We start from the raw sequence: 18,245 nt of genomic DNA, 5'->3' as shown, positions 1-18,245 counted from the left end.
CTGCATCGAGCAGGAAGGTAAGGTGGTCGCTCAGCATCGCGACCAAAGTTAACAGCTTGCCGTTCTGTTTACAACTCCAACCCTAAAAACAAAAATGCCGTTCAGGTCTTAACTGAACGGCATTACCGCGAAGGCGGGGTTTTTTGTTTGCTGGCGGCGCGTGGTCCGTCGCTAGCCGTGCCGCAATTCGTCGGCGACCGCCTCGACGACTTGATCCCACGCGCCCGGCCGCGGCTGACGCACCAGCGTCGCGCCCGGATACCACGGGCTGCGCGTGTCGCCGTCGAACCAGCGCCAGTCGGCGGCGAACGGCAGCATCAGCCACAGCGGCTTGCGCAGCGCGCCGGCGAGGTGCGCGATCGACGTGTCGATCGACACCACCGCGTCGAGCCGCTCGACGATCGCCGCGGTATCCGCAAAGTCGCCGATGCGTTGGTCGAAGCGATGGATCGCGGCCGCGCGCGGATGCGCATCGAGCGCGGCGCGTTCGTCGTCGGACAGATCGGGCTGCAGCACGATCCAGTCGATGCCGTGGAGCGCGAACAGCGGCTCCAGCGCGGCGAGCGGCATCGTGCGGGTTTCGTTGCGCTGGATGCGCCCAGACCAGGCGAGCCCGATCTTGCGCTTCGCCTGACCGCCGAGCGAGCCGCGCCATTTGCGGCGATAGGCCGGCGGCACGCTCAGATAGGGCGTGCGCGCTTCGATCGTGTCGTAGCGCGTGCCGAGCGCGAGCGGCAGGCTCAGCAGCGGAATTTGCAGATCGGCGGCGGGACGCGGCTGGCCCTGCGCGATCAGCGAGACGCGCCATGCCTGCGCGACGGGCGCGAGCAGCGGCACCAGCTGCGGCTGCACTTCGAGCACGACGCGCGCGGCGCGTTGCGTGGCGAGCGGCACGAAGCGCACGAACTGCAGCGTGTCGCCGAAACCCTGTTCGGCATGGATCAGCAGCGTGTACTCGTCGATCGGCTCGCCGTGCCAGCGCGGCAGCGTCTGGATCGCCGGTTGCGCGACGGTTTGCAGCCGCCATTCGTATTCGGGCAGACCGCGCTCGAAGTCGCGCATCGCGAGCCACGCGAGCGCACGGTTCATATGCGCGGACGCGAGGTCGGGGCGCAGCCGCAACGCCTGATCGAGCGCGCGCACCGCGGCAGCGTGCGCGCCGAGCGCCTGGTGCGCGGTGCCGAGCGCGAGCCACGCGAGCGCGAATTGCGGATCGAGCCCGACCGCGCGCTCCAGATACGGCAACGCCTGTTCGGCCCGGCCGAGCGCCGCGAGTGCGTTGCCCATGCCGTAGATCGCGGGCGGCAGGTTCGGCTGCAGCCGCAGCGCCGCTTCGAATGACGCGACTGCCTGCGCATGTCGGCCGGTCGCATCGAACGTGTTCGCGAGGTTGAAGTGCGCGGCGACGAAGCGCGGCTCGGCGGCGAGCGCGGCCTCGAAGCAGGGCACCGCCTCGTCCGGCCGATCGAGCGCGTTCAGCGACATGCCCATGTTGTTCAGCGCGCCCGCGTGACCGGGGCGCAGTTCGAGCGCGCGCCGGAACGACGCGATCGCGTCCGCGTGACGCCCGAGCGCGTGCAGCGCATTGCCGAGATTGTTGTGCGACGACGCGTCGTCCGGCTGCAGGCGCAGCGAGCGTTCGAACGCATCGGCGGCGTCTTCGTGACGGCCCAGCGACGCGTAGGCGTTGCCGAGGTTGTAGTGCGCCATCGGGAACGTCGGTGCGAGCGTCAGCGCGTTGCGGAACTGCTCGATCGCGGCGTCGATCTGGCCGAGCGCCTTCAGCGCATTGCCGAGGTTCAGCTGCAGCGCCGCGTCTTCGGGGCGCAGGTCGACCGCGCGCCTCACGAGCGCCGCGGCTTCGGCGTGCTGGCCCTGCTGGTGGCGCAGCACGCCGAGCAGATGCAGCGCATCGACATGGCTGGGGTCGTGGTCGAGCGTGGCGCGGTAGCCGCGTTCGGCGTCGTCGAGGCGGCCGTCACGATGCGCCGCGAACGCGCGGTCAAATACAGGTTGCATGACGGGGAGGGCATTCGGATCAATCAGACTGGGCCGCATTTTCCCATACTTGCGCAAGGGGCCCGGATTTGCGCGGCTCGCGGGCGCCTCTGGAGCGACGGGGCGTCCCCTCCGCGATTGATGCAGCGCACCGCTGTGCGCGAGAGCGGCGGCGTACACTAGAACGCAATGTTGCCTCCGGAGTTCCGCATGGACGCTGCCGCCTACGACGCGTCGCCGGTGCTGATCGTCGGGGCCGGTCCCACCGGACTTGCCGCAGCGATGAGTCTCGCGCGTGCTCACATCCCCGTGCGTCTGATCGACAAGGCGCCGCAGCCGAACCCTTATTCGCGCGCAATCGGCATTCAGGCACGCACGCTCGAGCTGCTCGAGCAGCATCGGCTGATCGAGCCGTTTCTCGAACTCGGCCATCGCGCGCGCGTCGCGAATCTGTTTTCGAACGGCATGCGGCTTGCGCAGCTCGATTTTGACGCGCTGCACACGCGCTATCCCTATCTGCTGTTTCTCGACCAGTCGGTGACCGAGCGGCTTCTGACCGAGCATCTTGCGACGCTCGGCGTGAAGGTCGAGCGCGGCGTCGAACTGATGGCGTTCATGCAGGGCTCAGCGAGCATTCAGGCGACCTTGCGCCGCGCGGACGGCCGGACGGAAGGCATGCGCCCGTCATATATGATCGCGGCCGACGGCGCGCATAGTTCGATTCGCCATCGCCTCGGGCTGAATTTCGAGGGCAAGACCTTCGAGCAGACCTTCCTGCTCGCCGACCTGCACGCGGAAACCGACTGGCCCGACGACGAATTCCATATCTTCGCGTCGGGCGACGGTCTCGTCGCGCTGTTCCCGATGGGCCACGGCCGTCATCGACTGATCGCCGATCACGCGGTCGAGCCGTCGGGCAGCGCCGCGCCGCCGGCCACACCCGCAGCGCCGTCGCTCGAACAATGCAAGGCGCTGATCGCGCGGCGCGTGCGCGAGCGCGTCGACGTGTCGGATCTCGCGTGGTCGGCGTATTTCCACGTGAACAGCCGGATGGTCGATCGGCTGCGCGTAGGCCGCATCTTCCTCGCCGGCGATGCCGCGCATGTACACAGCCCCGCGGCCGCGCAAGGCATGAATACCGGCATCCAGGAAGCGCTCAATCTCGGCTGGAAGCTCGCGCGCGTGGTCGGCGGCGCGGCGCCGGATCGCCTGCTCGACACGTACCACGCCGAACGGCACCCGATCGAGCGCGAGGTGCTGCGCCAGACCGGGTTCATCACGCAGATGGCCGAGGCCGATCACGGTCCGCTGAAGCTGCTGCGCGAGCGCGTGATGCCGGTACTGGCCGCGCTCGGCCCGCTGCGCGATGCCGCGCGCGCGACGATCAGCGAGCTGTCGATCCAGTACCGGCGCAGTCCGCTCACGCTCGAACGCGTGCTCGACGGCGGCCCGCGCGCGGGCGAGCGCGCGCCGGATGCGCTTGTGCATGTTGTCGACGGTCCGCTCGGGCGCGCACCGGGCGTCGGCTGCATTTTCGATCTGCACGATCCGGCGTTCTTCTCGCTGTTTCTGCTGGTGCCGCCGCTGCCCGTCGACGGCACGCCGCTCGATCCGGCTGCGAAGCATGCGGCGCCGCCGGACCCGGAGCTGGAAAAGCTCGCCGCCGAGGTCGAGCGGCTGCTGCCGAACGCGGTGCGGATCTGGCGCGTCACCGATACGACCGGCGACCGCGGCCCGGCGCTGTCCGAATCGTATGGGCGCACGCGGCCGTCGTTTTATCTGGTGCGGCCCGACGGCTATATCAGCGCGCGCGGACGCACCGGCTCGGACCTGCACGGTCTCGTACGGCACTGCGAGGCGTGGTTTGCGGTGGGGGGAGAGATCCACGAGCAGGCGACGCTGTGATCAGGGTCGCCTGTTGCGCGGCGCGGGCGCGGCAGCGGATCGCGCCGCCGCGCCACGGTGGGGTGGTTGAGGAAATGGCCTGAGCCTAAGCCGCCGACGCCTGGGCCGGCGTCAACTTCTCGCGATACCTGACGATCGCCTCGCGCGTGAAGTTCGTTAGCGCGATGTCATAGGTGTCCGGCGCTTCGTCGAGCGTTGCGAGCAGCGCGCGCCGCATGCGCGGCTCCCAGAAGCGGCGGATGTGTTCGGCGACGCCGCTCAGCGCTTCCTCGTGGTCGGGCATCGACTCGAAGAAGTCGCCGATCCGGTTCGCCATGTCGATCAGATTCCGATTGTCCATCGCTCGCCTCACTTGCCCGCGGTAACGGCCGCGGCCGAATCGGCCTGCTCGCGCCGCTTCAGCAGTTCGAGCTGTTCGCTACTGAAGCGCGAATAGTCCTGCTGCCATTGCGACGGCTGCTCGACCGGCATCACCTGCACCGCGGTCACCTTGTATTCGGGGCAGTTCGTCGCCCAGTCGGAGCTGTCGGTCGTGATCACGTTCGCGCCCGATTCGGGGAAGTGGAACGTCGTATAGACGACGCCCGGCTGCATCCGCTCCGTCACCTTCGCGCGCAACACGGTCTGCCCCGCGCGCGATTCGATGCCGACCCAGTCGCCGGTCTTGATCCCGCGTTCCTCCGCATCGTCCGGATGCAGTTCGAGCCGGTCTTCGTCATGCCAGAGCGAGTTGTCGGTGCGGCGCGTCTGCGCGCCGACGTTGTACTGCGTCAGGATGCGCCCGGTCGTCAGCAGCAGCGGATACTTGCGCGTGACCTTCTCCGGCGATGCGATGAACTTCGTGATCACGAACCTGCCCTTGCCGCGCACGAAGGTACCGACGTGCATCGTCGGCGTGCCGTCGGGCGCGTCCTCGTTGCACGGCCACTGGATGCTGCCCATTTCGTCGATCTTCTGGAACGACACGCCGTGGAAGGTCGGCGTGAGCCGTGCGATTTCGTCCATGATCTCGGACGGATGCGTGTAGTCCATCTCGTAGCCGAGCGCGCGCGACAGCAGCTGCGTGACTTCCCAGTCCGCGTAACCGCCGAGCGGCGGCATCACCTTGCGCACGCGCGAGATGCGGCGCTCGGCGTTGGTGAACGTGCCGTCCTTTTCGAGGAACGACGAGCCCGGCAGCAGCACGTGGGCGTACTTGGCGGTCTCGTTCAGGAAGATGTCCTGCACCACGATGCATTCCATCGACGACAGCGCCGCCGCCACATGATGCGTGTTCGGGTCCGACTGCACGATGTCCTCGCCCTGGCAGTACAGGCCCTTGAAGGTGCCGTGCAGCGCGGCGTCGAACATGTTCGGAATGCGCAGGCCCGGTTCCGGTTGCAGCGTGACGTTCCAGGCGTTTTCGAACTGCGTGCGCACGAGCGGATCGCCGATGTGCCGATAGCCGGGCAGCTCGTGCGGGAACGAGCCCATGTCGCAAGAGCCCTGCACGTTGTTCTGGCCGCGCAGCGGATTCACGCCGACACCTTCGCGGCCGATGTTGCCGGTCGCCATCGCGAGGTTCGCGATGCCGATCACCATCGTCGAGCCTTGCGCGTGTTCGGTGACGCCCAGGCCGTAGTAGATCGCGGCGTTGCCGCCGGTCGCGTAAATGCGGGCGGCTTCGCGTACTTGTTGTGCGGGCACGCCGGTTGCCGCTTCGGTCGCTTCGGGCGAGTTCTCAGGCAGCGCGACGAAATCGCGCCACTGCTCGAACGCGCGCGTTTCGCAGCGCTCGGCGATGAACGCTTCGTCGAGCAGGCCTTCGGTGACGATCACATGCGCGAGCGCGTTGACGATCGCGACGTTGGTGCCGGGCCGCAATTGCAGATGGTGCGACGCCTTCACGTGCGGCGTATCGACGATATCGATGCGGCGCGGATCGACGACGATCAGCTTTGCGCCCTCGCGCACGCGGCGCTTCAGCCGCGAGCCGAACACCGGGTGGCCGTCGGTCGGATTTGCGCCGATCACCATGATGACGTCGGCCTTATCGACCGATGCGAACGTCTGCGTGCCGGCCGATTCGCCGATCGTCGTCTTCAGGCCGTAGCCGGTCGGCGAATGGCAGACGCGCGCGCAGGTGTCGACGTTGTTGTTGCCGAATGCGGCGCGCACGAGCTTCTGCACGAGGTACGTTTCTTCGTTCGTGCAGCGCGACGACGTGATGCCGCCGATCGAATCGCGCCCATGCTTCGCCTGGATACGGCGGAACTCCGATGCCGCGTAGGAGATCGCTTCGTCCCAGCTGACTTCGCGCCACGGGTCGGTGATCTTCGCGCGGATCATCGGCTTGGTGATGCGGTCCTTGTGCGTCGCGTAGCCCCACGCGAAGCGGCCCTTCACGCACGCATGGCCTTCGTTGGCCTGGCCGTTCTTGTGCGGCACCATCCGCACGACCTGGTTGCCTTTCATCTCGGCCTTGAACGAGCAGCCGACGCCGCAATACGCGCAGGTGGTGACGACCGAGTGCTCAGGCTGGCCGAGCATCACGACGGTCTTTTCCTGAAGGGTCGCGGTCGGGCACGCGGCCACGCACGCGCCGCACGACACGCACTCCGATTCCATGAACGGCTGGTTCTCGCTCGCCGCGACGCGCGATTCGAAGCCGCGTCCGGTGATCGTCAGCGCGAACGTGCCCTGGGTTTCCTCGCACGCGCGCACGCAGCGATTGCAGACGATGCACTTCGACGGGTCGTACGTGAAGTACGGATTCGATTCGTCCTTCTTGTCCTTCAGGTGATTCTCGCCGTCGAAGCCGTAGCGCACTTCGCGCAGGCCGGTCACGCCCGCCATGTCCTGCAGTTCGCAGTCGCCGTTGGCGGGGCAGGTCAGGCAATCGAGCGGATGGTCGGAGATGTACAGTTCCATCACGTTGCGACGCAGCGTCTGCAGACGGTCGGTCTGCGTGCGCACCTTCATGCCGGCTTCGACCGGCGTCGTGCACGAGGCCGGATAGCCGCGCCGTCCTTCGATTTCGACCAGACACAGACGGCATGAGCCGAACGGCTCGAGCGAATCGGTCGCGCACAGCTTCGGCACGTTGACGCCGGCTTCGGCCGCCGCGCGCATCACCGACGTGCCGGCGGGTACGGTCACCGCCTGGCCGTCGATTTCGAGCGTCACGTCGACGTCCGAGTGACGGGCGGGGGTGCCGTAGTCGGTGTCATCGGCGAATGGGTTGGCGGCGCGTGCTATGGCTTGCGACTTGCACGCGCAGTTGCCTGAGCCGCAGCCGCCCCCCTCGGGGAGTTCCTTCAGGGAGCGGGAGTTGAACTGATCGGACATAGTGAACTCCTGGTGTCAGGCCGCGGCCGCTTTGGTGGCGTGGTCGGCAGTGGGATCGGCGGCGAGACCGAAGTCTTCTGGGAAATGATCGAGCGCGGACAGCACCGGGAACGGCGTCATGCCGCCCATCGCGCACAGCGAACCGGACACCATCGTGTCGCACAGATCGCGCAGCAATTGCACCTGACGCGTCGACGTATCGCCGTTACGGATCCGCGCGATCACCTCGACGCCGCGCGTCGAGCCGATGCGGCACGGTGTGCATTTGCCGCACGATTCGAGCGCGCAGAAGTGCATCGCGTATTGCGCGAGCTCGGCAAGGTTCGACGTGTCGTCATGCACGACGAGACCGCCGTGGCCGATCACCGCGCCGACTGCCGCGTACGCTTCGTAGTCCATCGGGATGTCCCACTGGCTTTCCGGCAAATAGGTGCCGAGCGGACCGCCGACCTGCACCGCGCGCGCCGGCCGGCCACTCGCGGTGCCGCCGCCGAAGTCGTCGAGCAGTTGGCGCAATGTCACGCCGAACGCGAGTTCGACGAGGCCGCCTCGCTTGATGTTGCCGGCCAGTTGGAACGGCAGTGTGCCGCGCGAGCGGCCCATGCCGAAGTCCTTATAGAACGCCGCGCCGCGCGCGAAGATGATCGGCACCGTGGCGAGCGTGATCACGTTGTTGATCACGGTGGGCTGGCCGTAGAGACCCACGAGGGCGGGCACCGGTGGCTTCGCGCGGACGATGCCGCGCTTGCCTTCGAGCGATTCCAGCATCGCGGTTTCTTCGCCGCACACATACGAGCCCGCGCCTTTCGCAACGAACAGCTCGAAGCGCTGCCCGCTCGAAAGCACGCTGTCGCCGAGCCAGCCGGCTGTGCGCGCGCGGGCGATGGCCGCTTCGAGCGTCGCGATCGAGTGCGGGTATTCGCTGCGCACGTAGATATAGCCGACGGTCGCGCCGGTCACGACACCCGCGATGATCATGCCTTCGATCAGCCCGTACGGATCGCTTTCCATCACCAGACGATCGGAGAAGGTGCCCGAGTCACCTTCGTCGGCATTGCAGACCACGTACTTCTGCGCAGCCTTTGCGCCGCGCACCGTGCGCCACTTGATGCCTGCGGGGAAGGCCGCGCCGCCGCGGCCGCGCAGGCCGGATTGGATCAACTCTTCGCAGGCGGCATCGCCGTCGGTTTGCAGCGCGTTGCGTAGGCCTTCGAGGCCGCCGTGCGCGACGTAGTCGTCGATGGACAGCGGGTCGGTGATGCCGATCCGCGCGAAGGTCAGGCGCTGCTGCTTCTTCAGATACGGAATCTCGTCGACCACGCCGACGCGTCGCGCATGCTCGCCGCCATCGACGAAGCCCGCGTCGAACAACGCAGCGACGTCTTCCACGTCGACATTCGCATAGCCGATGCGGCCTTCGGGCGTCGCGACTTCGACCAGCGGTTCGAGCCACAGCAACCCGCGCGAACCGTTGCGGATCAGTTCGATCGCGATGCCGCGGCGCGCGGCTTCGCTGGCGATGGCTTCGGCCAGCGCATCGGCGCCGAGCGCGAGCGCCGACGAATCTCGCGGAACATAGATGCGCGTCATGCCGGCACCTCCACGCGTTTGCTGGCTGCGGCGAGCAGCGCGTCGAATTTCTGTGGCGTAACGCGTGCGTGCAGCGTGCCGTTGAGCATCATCGCCGGCGACAGCGCGCATTGGCCGAGGCAGTACACCGATTCGAGCTCTACCGTTGCGCCGTCATGGTGACCCGCGTCGAAGCGGCAACCCGTGTGCGCCTCGATGTGCTGGGCGAGCGCCTCGGTGCCCATGCTGCGGCATGCTTCGGCGCGGCACAGCTGTACCGTGACGGGCGCGGCCGGCGTGGTGCGGAAGTGATGGTAGTAGGTGATGACGCCGTGCACTTCCGCGCGCGACAGGTTCAACGCGCGGGCGAGCGGTCCGACTGCGGCGGGTGGCACAAAGCCGAGTTCGTCCTGGATCGCGTGCAGGATCGTCATCAGTGTGCGGCCCGGTTGCGCGTGTCGTTGCACGAGCTGATCCGGCGCCGTGGCGAGAGAATCGTCCAAAGTGGGGGCTCCTCCAAAGCGATATATGCACTTGTTATTCATAATACGTGCACGTATGCTTCGCTTATTCGATGTGGTATAGCCGAAAGATAGGCGGGCCAACCGGCGCGCGCAATAGGAAACAGTCAAACATATATGGTCAGGATCGAATGTCAGGTCGAGCTGGTCGTGAAGGGTGCGGACGGCCGCGAGGCCAGCCTGTCTGACGTGGTGCCGTTACTCGCGCTTGTCGATGAATCTGGCAGCATTGCCCAGGCCGCGGCGCTTAAGGGTTTGTCCTACCGGCACGCGTGGGGTTTGCTGCGCAGCATCGAGGAGCGGCTTGGCGGTCCGCTGATCGCAAAAGAGCGTGGGCGCGGCTCGGTTTTGTCCGACCTCGGACACGCGGTGCTGCGTGCACAACGGCTCTGCGGTGAGCGGCTCGACGGCAATCTGCAGGCGCTCGCGAGCGAAGTGGCGAGCGATCTGAACCGCTGGCTCGCGCCCCCCACCGATAACGTGCGCATCCACGCGTCGCACGGTTATGCGGTGGCCGCGCTCGTGACGGCACTGGTCGCCAACGATCTGCCGGTCGAGATCAAGTACCGCGACGGCGCCGACGCGGTCAGCGCGCTCGCGCGCGGCGAGTGCGATCTGGCGGGCTTTCACCTGCCGCTCGGCGAGTTTCGCGCGGTGTGCGCCGATACCTACCGGCGCTGGCTCGATCCGCAACGCCACGTGCTCGTGCATCTGACCCGGCGCAAGCAAGGACTCTTCATCGGCAAGGGCAATCCCAAGGGAATCGGCGGGCTCGGCGATCTGGCGCGCGACGACATCCGTTTCGTCAACCGCCAGCCGGGCTCGGGTACGCGGATGCTGCTCGATCTTTCGTTGCGACAGATCGGGGTGGACCCGGACCGCGTGAACGGCTATGCGTCGACCGAGCTGACGCACTCCGCGATCGCGGCGTTCGTCGCGAGCGGCATGGCCGACATAGGCTTCGGCGTGCAGCCCGCCGCGCATCATTTCGGGCTCGACTTCATTCCGATCGTCGACGAGGACTATTACTTCGCATGCGACCGCGCGCACCTGTCGCGCGCACCGCTCGCGACGGTGATCAATCTGTTGCGCGGCAGCGCGTTTCACCATCGTGTCGAGCAGCTCGCCGGCTACGATCCGTGCGACTGCGGCAGGCTCGTCGATCTGGACGAGGGACTCGGCGGCGCGCTAGCTTAATGGTGGGCGTAAGAGCCCGTAATCAGAAACGCGATGGCGCTCGGCGCCCGCTGCTGCGCGGCAAGCCGGTTTCGGCTACTCTCTTGGCTTCGTATCCGCTCTCACCCCGCGGCAAGCCGCGCCGAACCAACATGAAAGCTCTTTTCCACGCATGTGCCGCCGCTGTCGCGGCTGGTGTGCTCTGTGCCACCGTCTCCGTCGCTTACGCGCAAAACTCGCCTGGCGTGCCGGGCGGCATCCTGAACGATGAATTCCGCCTCAACGAGCATCCTCAGATGCCGTTCGCCGCGTCCGCGCCGTCGGACAAGTATCAGCACGGCAAACGATCGGCAGCGCGCAAGCGCGGTGACATGGGCGATCCAAATGGCTGCAATCTGCAGTGCCCGAAGGACGAATGAGGATCGGCTCGGGCTTCGCTCGAGCTTCGAGGTTTGACACAGCGCCGGCCCTTGGGCCGGCGTTGTGCTTTGTGGTGGATGCGATGGTCGCGCAGTTGCCGGGCGGACCGCATTGTTATGGCCTGGCGATGTGCCAGATGTCCTTGAAACCGTCCCCCTTTGCATCGCCTGCCTGCTTGTCAGCCGAGTAGTGATACAGCGGATGGCCCTTGTACGCCCATTGCTGCTTGCCGTCCGCGCTCGGGATTAGTGACCAGTCGCCCGACGGCTTGTCGGTCGGCGTCGCGGTGGCCGCCGGCCAGGTGCTCATGCAGCCGCCGGTGCAGGCGCTGACGCCATGGGTGGTGTCCTTGTCGAACGTGTAGAGCGTCATGCCGTCGGCAGTGACGAAGCGGCCCTCGGACAGTTTTGGCGGGTCGGCGAGGGCGCTGGCGTGCAGCACGGCGAGTCCGAGCGGGGCAAGCAATGCGATGGTCTTGCGCATGGCGCGGGCTCCTGGTCTGGCGACGCGGTTGACGGGCGACGACGCGCCTCGCGCTACGAGTATAGGCAGCGGCTGTGGATCTGCCGGGTCGTGTTGTGGGTCGCGCACGGTGAAGAAAATAAAAAACCCCGGCAGCGTCAAGTTACCGGGGTTTTTCGGGCCGTTCGTTGCGAACGTGCCTTGTGTTTGGTGGAGGCGGCGGGAATCGAACCCGCGTCCAGAAGTCCTCTACGACCAGTTCTACATGTTTAGTTCTGTCTTTTGATTTAACCGCAGCGACGCGGACGAACACGCTGCGCTACGGCGATTCACTAGATTTTCGACCCGGACGTCGTGACGCCGTCAAGGCTTAACTGACGTATATGACCTCTGTCGGTATTGCTACCGGTCTTGCGACACTAGCCCGTCAGTGAACTAGGCAGAGGACGGCGGCCCTTAGGCTGCCAGTGCGAACGTATCGTCGTTTGCAGTTACGTTTTTCCCATTGATTAACGAGGTGACGGGTCCTCGACATGCCCTAGCCGCTTTGCAACCCCTGTCGAAACCAGGTCGCCCCCGCGGTTCGTTGCTCACATATATGAGCCAAAAGGGATTTTACAATAGATCGACGGCACGCGTCGCACGCATTGGGTGGCCGGACTTTCTCAGCCAATGTCGCGCAGCAGCGTCTGCAACTCGGCCGTCGACTCCACAACGTGTTGCGCATGCCATCGTGTCGGCGGAATGTCATTGCCGCAATAGCCGTAAGCCGCGGCGACGGTCTTCATGCCGGCGGCAAAACCGGCCTGCACGTCGCGCAGATCGTCGCCGATATAGACGACGCGCTCCGGCGCGATGTCCAGCTCACGCGCCGCGTGCAGCAGCGGCGCGGGGTGCGGTTTCGAATGCGGAGTCGTGTCGCCGCTCACCACGCAGCCGGCGCGCTCCTCGAGCCCGAGTTGCGCGACGAGGGGCTCGGTGAGCCGCGCGACCTTGTTCGTGACGATGCCCCAGCGCACGCCGCGCGCGTCGAGTTCATCGAGCACTTCCGCGATGCCCGGAAAGAGCGTCGTCTCGATGCACAGGTCCGCTTCGTAGTTCGCGAGAAACTCCTCGCGCATCGATGCGAATTCGTGATGATCGGGCCCGATGCCAAACGCGCCGCAGATCAGTCCGCGCGCCCCGGCCGAAGCGAGCGGGCGCAGCTTCTCGAGCGGCACCATCTCGAGTCCCCGGTCGTGGCGCATCTTGTTGACGGCGGCCGCGAGGTCGGGCGCCGTGTCGGCAAGCGTGCCGTCGAGGTCGAAAAGCACGGCGAGGCAAAAGCCGAGCGTGTCGTCGTTGTCTTCGCGTTGCGGCAGGGGAGTCGGGTCGCTCATTGTTCGTTTCGGATACGGCGGATCGGGGCGGTTCTGGCAGCTCAGGCGTCGCGGCGACAGGCGAGCATATAGTTGACGCTCGTGTCGGACGACAGCGCGAAGTGCTTGCTGAGCGGGTTGTACACGATGCCCTTGATGTCGGCCGTACGCAGATCGGCGGCGCGCACGAAGCCGGCGAGTTCCGACGGGCGGATGAAGCGCGCGTAGTCGTGCGTGCCCTTCGGCAGCATGCGCGCGATGTATTCGGCGCCGATCACGGCGAACAGGTACGACTTCACGTTGCGGTTCAGTGTGGAGAAAAACACCCAGCCGCCCGGCTTCACGAGATTCTTGCAGGCCTCGACGATCGCGGCCGGCTTGGGGACGTGCTCGAGCATTTCCATGCAGGTGACCACGTCATAGGTGCCCGGTTCGCGCGCGGCCAGTGCCTCGGCGGCGATTTCTTCGTAATCGACGGTTACACCGCTTTCAAGACTGTGAAGATCGGCGACGCCGAGCGCCTGAGTCGACAGGTCGATGCCCTTCACATGCGCGCCCAAGCCTGCCATCGATTCCGACAGGATGCCGCCGCCGCAACCGATATCGAGCACCTTTTTGCCGGCGAGATGCGCGTGCGCGTCGATCCAGCGCAGGCGAATCGGATTCAGTTCGTGCAGTGGTTTGAATTCGGCGTTCGGGTCCCACCAACGATGCGCGAGGTCGCTGAATTTCTGTAGTTCGTGGGGATCGGCGTTGGTCATGGCGAAGGCTGCCTCGATGAAAGCGGTGAGCGGACGCTCGAGGATAAACTCTGAGTATATAGGGCAAGAGAAAGAGCGGCAAAAGCGCACCAGCGAGCGGCTGCCAATTCGAGCTTCGAGCCGCTCATAGCGGAGCGGGGTGTTCCTCCGTCGCGCATCACACCACGTCGCGGCACCCGCACATAAAAAAAGCCCCGCCGAAGCGGGGCTTTCGATACTGCGGTAATTTCCAGCTTACTGCTTCGGCGTACCGACAACTTCGACTTCCACGCGGCGGTCCGGTGCGAGGCAGGCGATGAGTTGCTTGCGGTTCTTCTGGTTGCAACCGGTGGTAACCGGGTTGCGGCGGCCCTTGCCTTCCGTGTAGATACGGTTGGCTTCGACGCCCTTGCTGACCAGGAAGGCCTTCACAGCTTGAGCACGACGCAGCGACAGACGGTCGTTGTAAGCGTCCGAACCGATGCGGTCGGTGTGGCCCGTAGCGACGACGACTTCGAGGTTGATGCCCTGGATCTTCGATGCCAGTTCGCTCAGACGTTCCTTGCCAGCCGGCTTCAGGATTGCCTTGTCGAAGTCGAACAGCGCATCAGCTTGATACGTAATCTTTTCGCTGGAGATAGCCGGGGCCGGAGCGACCGGTGCCGGCGGGGTCGGAGCCTGAGCAACCAGAGCGCCGTCGCACTTGGCGTTAGCCGTTGCGGGCGTCCAGAATGCATCGCGCCAGCAAAGCTCGTTCGTGCCGTTCATCCACACGTATTCGCCAGTACCATTCACCCAGTTGTCGTTGGTAGCTTGTCGCGACGCCGGCACCGACTGCGCCATGGCGGATGCAGCCATAACTGCGGTAGCTGCAATGAACGCGAGCTTTGAAAGTTTATTCATATTTCTCCTCTCGAAATTGAGATTACCGCAGGTTTACTGCGAGCCTGTTGACGGATGACCAGTCATACATTGCTCGAAGTATAACATTGGTGCGGAACAAAAACCGGCTGTGTAGACTTCGAGCAGTGTCTGACTCTTTGTGCGTTGGCATTTTGCCATATCGTTCCCTTCCGACGAAAAAAAAATCTGCCCCCATTCAAATCCCCCTCCAATTGTGGTGCATGAGCAACAAATGTTTTCGTCTGAGCGGTCCGCGGGCTCTGGCTAAGCGGCGAATTGGCCCCACGCAGGAATCGAGCCTGGTGAGCTCGAAATTGTGCGATCGGCGAGGTGTTGGCGGGTGCCCCTCTAATATGTATACGTACCTGCGTCGGGCGCGGATGCGTGGCATGTTAGAATCGCGTGATGCGTTGCGCCTGCAATGCTTACGCGAAGTTGCGGCGAACCCCGCTTTCGCACGTAAAAGATACGGATAATGGATCAATTCGCCAAAGAGACTCTGCCAATCTCCCTTGAGGAGGAAATGCGCCGTTCGTATCTCGATTACGCGATGAGCGTAATCGTAGGGCGAGCGCTTCCCGATGTCCGCGATGGCCTGAAGCCGGTGCACCGGCGCGTGCTCTACGCGATGCACGAGCTGAACAACGACTGGAACCGCGCCTACAAGAAGTCGGCGCGTATCGTCGGCGACGTCATCGGTAAATACCATCCGCACGGCGACACTGCCGTCTACGACACGATCGTACGGATGGCGCAAGACTTCTCGCTGCGCTACATGCTCGTCGACGGCCAGGGGAACTTCGGTTCGGTCGACGGCGACAACGCCGCGGCGATGCGTTACACCGAAATCCGCATGGCGAAGATCGGCCACGAACTGCTGGCCGACATCGACAAGGAAACGGTCGACTTCGTGCCGAACTACGACGGCAGCGAAAACGAGCCGGCCATCCTGCCTGCGCGCATCCCTAATCTGCTGATCAATGGCTCGTCCGGCATCGCGGTCGGCATGGCGACCAACATCCCGCCGCACAACCTCAACGAAGTCGTCGACGCGTGTCAGCATCTGCTGAAAAACCCGGAAGCGACGATCGACGAGCTGATCGAGATCATCCCCGCACCCGACTTCCCGACCGCCGGCATCATCTACGGCGTGGCCGGCGTGCGCGACGGCTATCGGACCGGTCGCGGCCGCGTCGTGATGCGCGCGCTGACGCACTTCGAGGAAATCGATCGCGGGCAGCGCATGGCGATCATCGTCGACGAATTGCCGTATCAGGTGAACAAGCGCTCGCTGCTCGAGCGTATCGCCGAACTCGTCAACGAGAAGAAGCTCGAAGGCATCTCCGACATCCGCGACGAATCCGACAAGAGCGGCATGCGTGTCGTGATCGAGCTCAAGCGCGGCGAGGTGCCCGAGGTCGTGCTGAACAATCTGTACAAGGCGACCCAGCTTCAGGACACGTTCGGCATGAACATGGTCGCGCTCGTCGACGGTCAGCCGAAGCTCCTGAACCTGAAGGAAATGCTGACGTGCTTCCTGTCGCATCGCCGGGAAGTGCTGACGCGGCGCACCGTCTACGAGCTGCGCAAGGCGCGCGAACGTGGCCATGTGCTCGAAGGTCTGGCGGTTGCGCTCGCGAACATCGACGAATTCATCGCGCTCATCAAGGCCGCGCCGACGCCGCCTATCGCCAAGCAGGAACTGATGTCGCGCTCGTGGGATTCGTCGCTCGTGCGCGAAATGCTGTCGCGCGCCGAGGCGGATAACGCGTCGGCGGGCGGTCGCGAAGCATATCGTCCGGAGGGGCTGAACCCTTCGTTCGGCATGCAGGCCGACGGCCTCTACCGCTTGTCCGATACCCAGGCGCAGGAAATCCTGCAGATGCGTCTGCAGCGCCTGACCGGTCTCGAGCAGGACAAGATCATTGGCGAATACCGTGATGTGATGGCGCAGATCGCTGACCTGCTGGACATTCTGGCTCGCCCGGAACGCATTTCGGCGATCATCGTCGACGAACTCACGTCGATCAAGGCCGAATTCGGCGATGCGCGTCGCTCGAAGATCGAGTTGAACGCGACCGAACTGAACACCGAAGACCTGATCACGCCGCAGGAAATGGTCGTGACGATGTCGCACGCGGGCTACGTGAAATCGCAGCCGCTGTCCGAATATCGGGCGCAGAAGCGCGGTGGTCGTGGCAAGCAGGCCACTTCCATGAAGGAAGACGACTGGATCGACACGCTGTTCATCGCCAATACGCACGACCACATCCTGTGCTTCTCGAATCGCGGCCGTGTGTACTGGGTCAAGGTCTACGAGGTGCCGCAGGGCTCGCGCAATTCGCGCGGCCGGCCGATCGTCAATATGTTCCCGCTGCAGGAAGGCGAAAAGATTACGGTCGTGCTGCCGGTCAAGGAGTTCTCGGCCGACAAGTTCGTATTCATGGCGACCGCGCTAGGAACGGTAAAGAAGACGCCGCTCGAGGCATTCAGCCGGCCGCTGCGCAAAGGTATTATTGCGGTCGGTCTCGATGAGGGTGATTACCTGATCGGCGCCGCGATCACCGATGGCCAGCACGACGTAATGCTGTTCTCTGATTCGGGCAAGGCAGTCCGCTTCGACGAAAACGACGTGCGTCCGATGGGTCGCGAGGCGCGCGGCGTGCGCGGCATGCAGCTCGAGGACGGCCAGAACGTGATCGCGTTGCTGGTGGCCGGCGACGAGCAGCAGTCGGTGCTCACCGCAACCGAGAACGGCTTCGGCAAGCGCACCCCGATCACCGAGTACACGCGTCACGGCCGCGGCACGAAGGGCATGATTGCGATCCAGACGTCTGAGCGCAATGGCAGGGTCGTTGCCGCGACGCTCGTGGACTCGGAAGCGCAGATCATGCTCATTACCACGACGGGCGTGCTGATCCGCACGCGCGTGTCGGAAATTCGTGAAATGGGACGCGCAACGCAAGGTGTTACACTCATCAGCCTTGACGAAGGGACCAAGCTGTCCGGTCTGCAACAGGTAGCTGAGGCCGAGGGCGAGTCGGAAAGCGATTCCGACGGCTCCGCTGAAGGTGATAACGGCGGTGAGGGCGGCGGCGCGGCTTGATCCTTGCCAGCGGCTTTCAGTCTCAGTTAATACGTTGAAGCTACGCTCCGGGTCAACGCGTATCGGGCCGGTACGCTTTCCCGTGCGGCGTGCGGTTCAAGTTAATTTCTCTTAGGGAGTAATGATGCAAAAACGATTCAAACAACTGATGTTGCTGGCTGCCATCGTGCCGACCTTCGCCATGGCTCAAGCGCTGCAGAACCAGGCGCCCGCAGCTCCGGCTGCCGCAGCAGCACCGGTTGATCCGGCCAAGCAAGCTGCCATCAAGGACCTGCTCGACGCCATCGACGCGCAGAAGCTGGTTGGCGCAATCGGCAACAGCGCGCAGATGCAGGCCAAGCAGCTCGTTCCGGCAATCCTGTCGGACGCGCTGACCGAGAACAAGACGATGACGGACAAGCAGAAGCAGGCCGCCGTGCCGACGCTGCAGAAGAACGCGGTGCCGAAGCTGGTGGACGCGGCAGGTCAGGTCTTCGCAACCGACGGTTTCCGTCAGGACGCGATGCAAGCTCAGTACGATGCGTACGCGAAGTACTACAGCGTGTCGGAAATCAAGGACCTGACCACGTTCTACAAGAGCCCGACCGGCCGCAAGTTCATCCAGGTGCAAGACCAGGTTGGCCGCGACGTCGTGAACGGTCTGATGCAGAAGTACATGCCGGAATCGATCAAGGCAACGCGTGACCAGGCCGACAAGGAAGTCGCATCGGTCAAGCCGGCGGCCAAGTAAGTTCCGCTCGCAGGCCGCGCTAATCAGCCG

Annotated in this window: 14 protein-coding genes and 1 other RNA gene; 5 read left to right on the top strand and 10 right to left on the bottom strand. The window is 64.8% G+C overall.

Annotated elements, in window-relative coordinates; all coding sequences use genetic code 11:
* Window positions 1-171 precede the first annotated feature (171 nt).
* A complete protein-coding gene (locus ACLFKU_RS15260) occupies window positions 172-2,019 on the bottom strand; it encodes a tetratricopeptide repeat protein (protein WP_410849625.1) in 1,848 nt (615 codons plus the stop codon).
* Between the two features lie 189 nt (window positions 2,020-2,208).
* Between ACLFKU_RS15260 and ACLFKU_RS15255 the strand changes: the two genes are divergently transcribed.
* Window positions 2,209-3,903: an FAD-dependent monooxygenase gene (locus ACLFKU_RS15255; protein ID WP_410849624.1), complete on the top strand. Its 1,695-nt coding sequence runs from the start codon at window positions 2,209-2,211 to the stop codon at window positions 3,901-3,903.
* An 85-nt stretch (window positions 3,904-3,988) separates the two neighbouring features.
* Here ACLFKU_RS15255 and ACLFKU_RS15250 read toward each other — a convergent pair whose 3' ends face one another.
* The 4 genes from ACLFKU_RS15250 to ACLFKU_RS15235 are packed head-to-tail and all read right to left on the bottom strand — an operon-like array spanning window position 3,989 to window position 9,302.
* Window positions 3,989-4,243 (bottom strand): formate dehydrogenase subunit delta, encoded by a 255-nt coding sequence (locus ACLFKU_RS15250; protein WP_368586791.1) that lies wholly within the window; start codon window positions 4,241-4,243, stop codon window positions 3,989-3,991.
* Window positions 4,244-4,251: 8 nt separating this feature from the next.
* Window positions 4,252-7,230, bottom strand: coding sequence for a formate dehydrogenase subunit alpha (gene fdhF / locus ACLFKU_RS15245; protein ID WP_410849623.1), 2,979 nt, complete (start codon window positions 7,228-7,230; stop codon window positions 4,252-4,254).
* A gap of 15 nt (window positions 7,231-7,245) precedes the next feature.
* A complete protein-coding gene (locus tag ACLFKU_RS15240; protein WP_410849622.1) occupies window positions 7,246-8,820 on the bottom strand; it encodes a formate dehydrogenase beta subunit in 1,575 nt (524 codons plus the stop codon).
* Window positions 8,817-9,302, bottom strand: a complete 486-nt coding sequence (locus ACLFKU_RS15235; protein WP_368586788.1) for an NAD(P)H-dependent oxidoreductase subunit E — start codon at window positions 9,300-9,302, stop codon at window positions 8,817-8,819. The genes ACLFKU_RS15240 and ACLFKU_RS15235 overlap by 4 nt, the downstream gene beginning before the upstream one ends.
* A 135-nt stretch (window positions 9,303-9,437) precedes the next feature.
* Here ACLFKU_RS15235 and ACLFKU_RS15230 point away from each other — a divergent pair, with 135 nt between their 5' ends.
* A complete protein-coding gene (locus ACLFKU_RS15230; protein WP_410849621.1) occupies window positions 9,438-10,517 on the top strand; it encodes a substrate-binding domain-containing protein in 1,080 nt (359 codons plus the stop codon).
* 131 nt (window positions 10,518-10,648) lie between these two features.
* Window positions 10,649-10,915, top strand: a complete 267-nt coding sequence (locus ACLFKU_RS15225) for a hypothetical protein (protein WP_368586786.1) — start codon at window positions 10,649-10,651, stop codon at window positions 10,913-10,915.
* Between the two features lie 115 nt (window positions 10,916-11,030).
* Here the strand turns inward: ACLFKU_RS15225 and ACLFKU_RS15220 are convergent, their stop codons facing one another.
* The 5 genes from ACLFKU_RS15220 to ompA all read right to left on the bottom strand — a co-directional run bounded on the left by ACLFKU_RS15220 (window position 11,031) and on the right by ompA (window position 14,379).
* Window positions 11,031-11,399, bottom strand: a complete 369-nt coding sequence (locus ACLFKU_RS15220; protein WP_410849620.1) for a hypothetical protein — start codon at window positions 11,397-11,399, stop codon at window positions 11,031-11,033.
* Window positions 11,400-11,586: 187 nt separating this feature from the next.
* Window positions 11,587-11,956: a transfer-messenger RNA gene (gene ssrA / locus ACLFKU_RS15215) on the bottom strand.
* Window positions 11,957-12,043: 87 nt separating this feature from the next.
* Window positions 12,044-12,757 carry a phosphoglycolate phosphatase gene (gph, locus tag ACLFKU_RS15210; protein WP_184011034.1) on the bottom strand — a complete coding sequence of 238 codons (714 nt, stop codon included), beginning with the start codon at window positions 12,755-12,757 and terminating at the stop codon, window positions 12,044-12,046.
* Window positions 12,758-12,798: 41 nt separating this feature from the next.
* Window positions 12,799-13,497 carry a bifunctional 2-polyprenyl-6-hydroxyphenol methylase/3-demethylubiquinol 3-O-methyltransferase UbiG gene (ubiG, locus tag ACLFKU_RS15205; protein ID WP_368586784.1) on the bottom strand — a complete coding sequence of 233 codons (699 nt, stop codon included), beginning with the start codon at window positions 13,495-13,497 and terminating at the stop codon, window positions 12,799-12,801.
* Between the two features lie 234 nt (window positions 13,498-13,731).
* A complete protein-coding gene (gene ompA, locus ACLFKU_RS15200; protein WP_026228725.1) occupies window positions 13,732-14,379 on the bottom strand; it encodes an outer membrane protein OmpA in 648 nt (215 codons plus the stop codon).
* Between the two features lie 475 nt (window positions 14,380-14,854).
* Between ompA and gyrA the strand changes: the two genes are divergently transcribed.
* Together gyrA and ACLFKU_RS15190 are read left to right on the top strand one after the other, a co-directional pair.
* Complete coding sequence (gyrA, locus tag ACLFKU_RS15195; RefSeq protein ID WP_368586783.1) at window positions 14,855-17,485, top strand: DNA gyrase subunit A; 2,631 nt, start codon at window positions 14,855-14,857, stop codon at window positions 17,483-17,485.
* Window positions 17,486-17,609: 124 nt separating this feature from the next.
* The gene (locus ACLFKU_RS15190; protein ID WP_176105377.1) at window positions 17,610-18,215 is read left to right on the top strand and encodes a DUF2059 domain-containing protein; all 606 of its coding nucleotides are present in this window, start codon (window positions 17,610-17,612) and stop codon (window positions 18,213-18,215) included.
* Window positions 18,216-18,245 lie beyond the last annotated feature (30 nt).

Source organism: Paraburkholderia sp. EG304 (assembly GCF_046543485.1).
GTDB lineage: Bacteria > Pseudomonadota > Gammaproteobacteria > Burkholderiales > Burkholderiaceae > Paraburkholderia > Paraburkholderia youngii.
The sequence above is the reverse complement of the archived record's forward strand: the minus strand, read 5'-3'. Positions and strand labels throughout refer to the sequence as shown.

Excerpts from the sequence above, each read along its gene's own strand:
- ubiG (WP_368586784.1), bottom strand. The coding sequence starts at position 13,497 with ATGACCAACGCCGATCCCCACGAACTACAGAAATTCAGCGACCTCGCG.
- ACLFKU_RS15240 (WP_410849622.1), bottom strand. The coding sequence starts at position 8,820 with ATGACGCGCATCTATGTTCCGCGAGATTCGTCGGCGCTCGCGCTCGGC.
- ACLFKU_RS15230 (WP_410849621.1), top strand. The coding sequence starts at position 9,438 with ATGGTCAGGATCGAATGTCAGGTCGAGCTGGTCGTGAAGGGTGCGGAC.
- ACLFKU_RS15190 (WP_176105377.1), top strand. The coding sequence starts at position 17,610 with ATGCAAAAACGATTCAAACAACTGATGTTGCTGGCTGCCATCGTGCCG.
- ACLFKU_RS15225 (WP_368586786.1), top strand. The coding sequence starts at position 10,649 with ATGAAAGCTCTTTTCCACGCATGTGCCGCCGCTGTCGCGGCTGGTGTG.
- gyrA (WP_368586783.1), top strand. The coding sequence starts at position 14,855 with ATGGATCAATTCGCCAAAGAGACTCTGCCAATCTCCCTTGAGGAGGAA.
- ACLFKU_RS15220 (WP_410849620.1), bottom strand. The coding sequence starts at position 11,399 with ATGCGCAAGACCATCGCATTGCTTGCCCCGCTCGGACTCGCCGTGCTG.
- ACLFKU_RS15260 (WP_410849625.1), bottom strand. The coding sequence starts at position 2,019 with ATGCAACCTGTATTTGACCGCGCGTTCGCGGCGCATCGTGACGGCCGC.
- fdhF (WP_410849623.1), bottom strand. The coding sequence starts at position 7,230 with ATGTCCGATCAGTTCAACTCCCGCTCCCTGAAGGAACTCCCCGAGGGG.
- ACLFKU_RS15250 (WP_368586791.1), bottom strand. The coding sequence starts at position 4,243 with ATGGACAATCGGAATCTGATCGACATGGCGAACCGGATCGGCGACTTC.
- gph (WP_184011034.1), bottom strand. The coding sequence starts at position 12,757 with ATGAGCGACCCGACTCCCCTGCCGCAACGCGAAGACAACGACGACACG.
- ACLFKU_RS15255 (WP_410849624.1), top strand. The coding sequence starts at position 2,209 with ATGGACGCTGCCGCCTACGACGCGTCGCCGGTGCTGATCGTCGGGGCC.
- ompA (WP_026228725.1), bottom strand. The coding sequence starts at position 14,379 with ATGAATAAACTTTCAAAGCTCGCGTTCATTGCAGCTACCGCAGTTATG.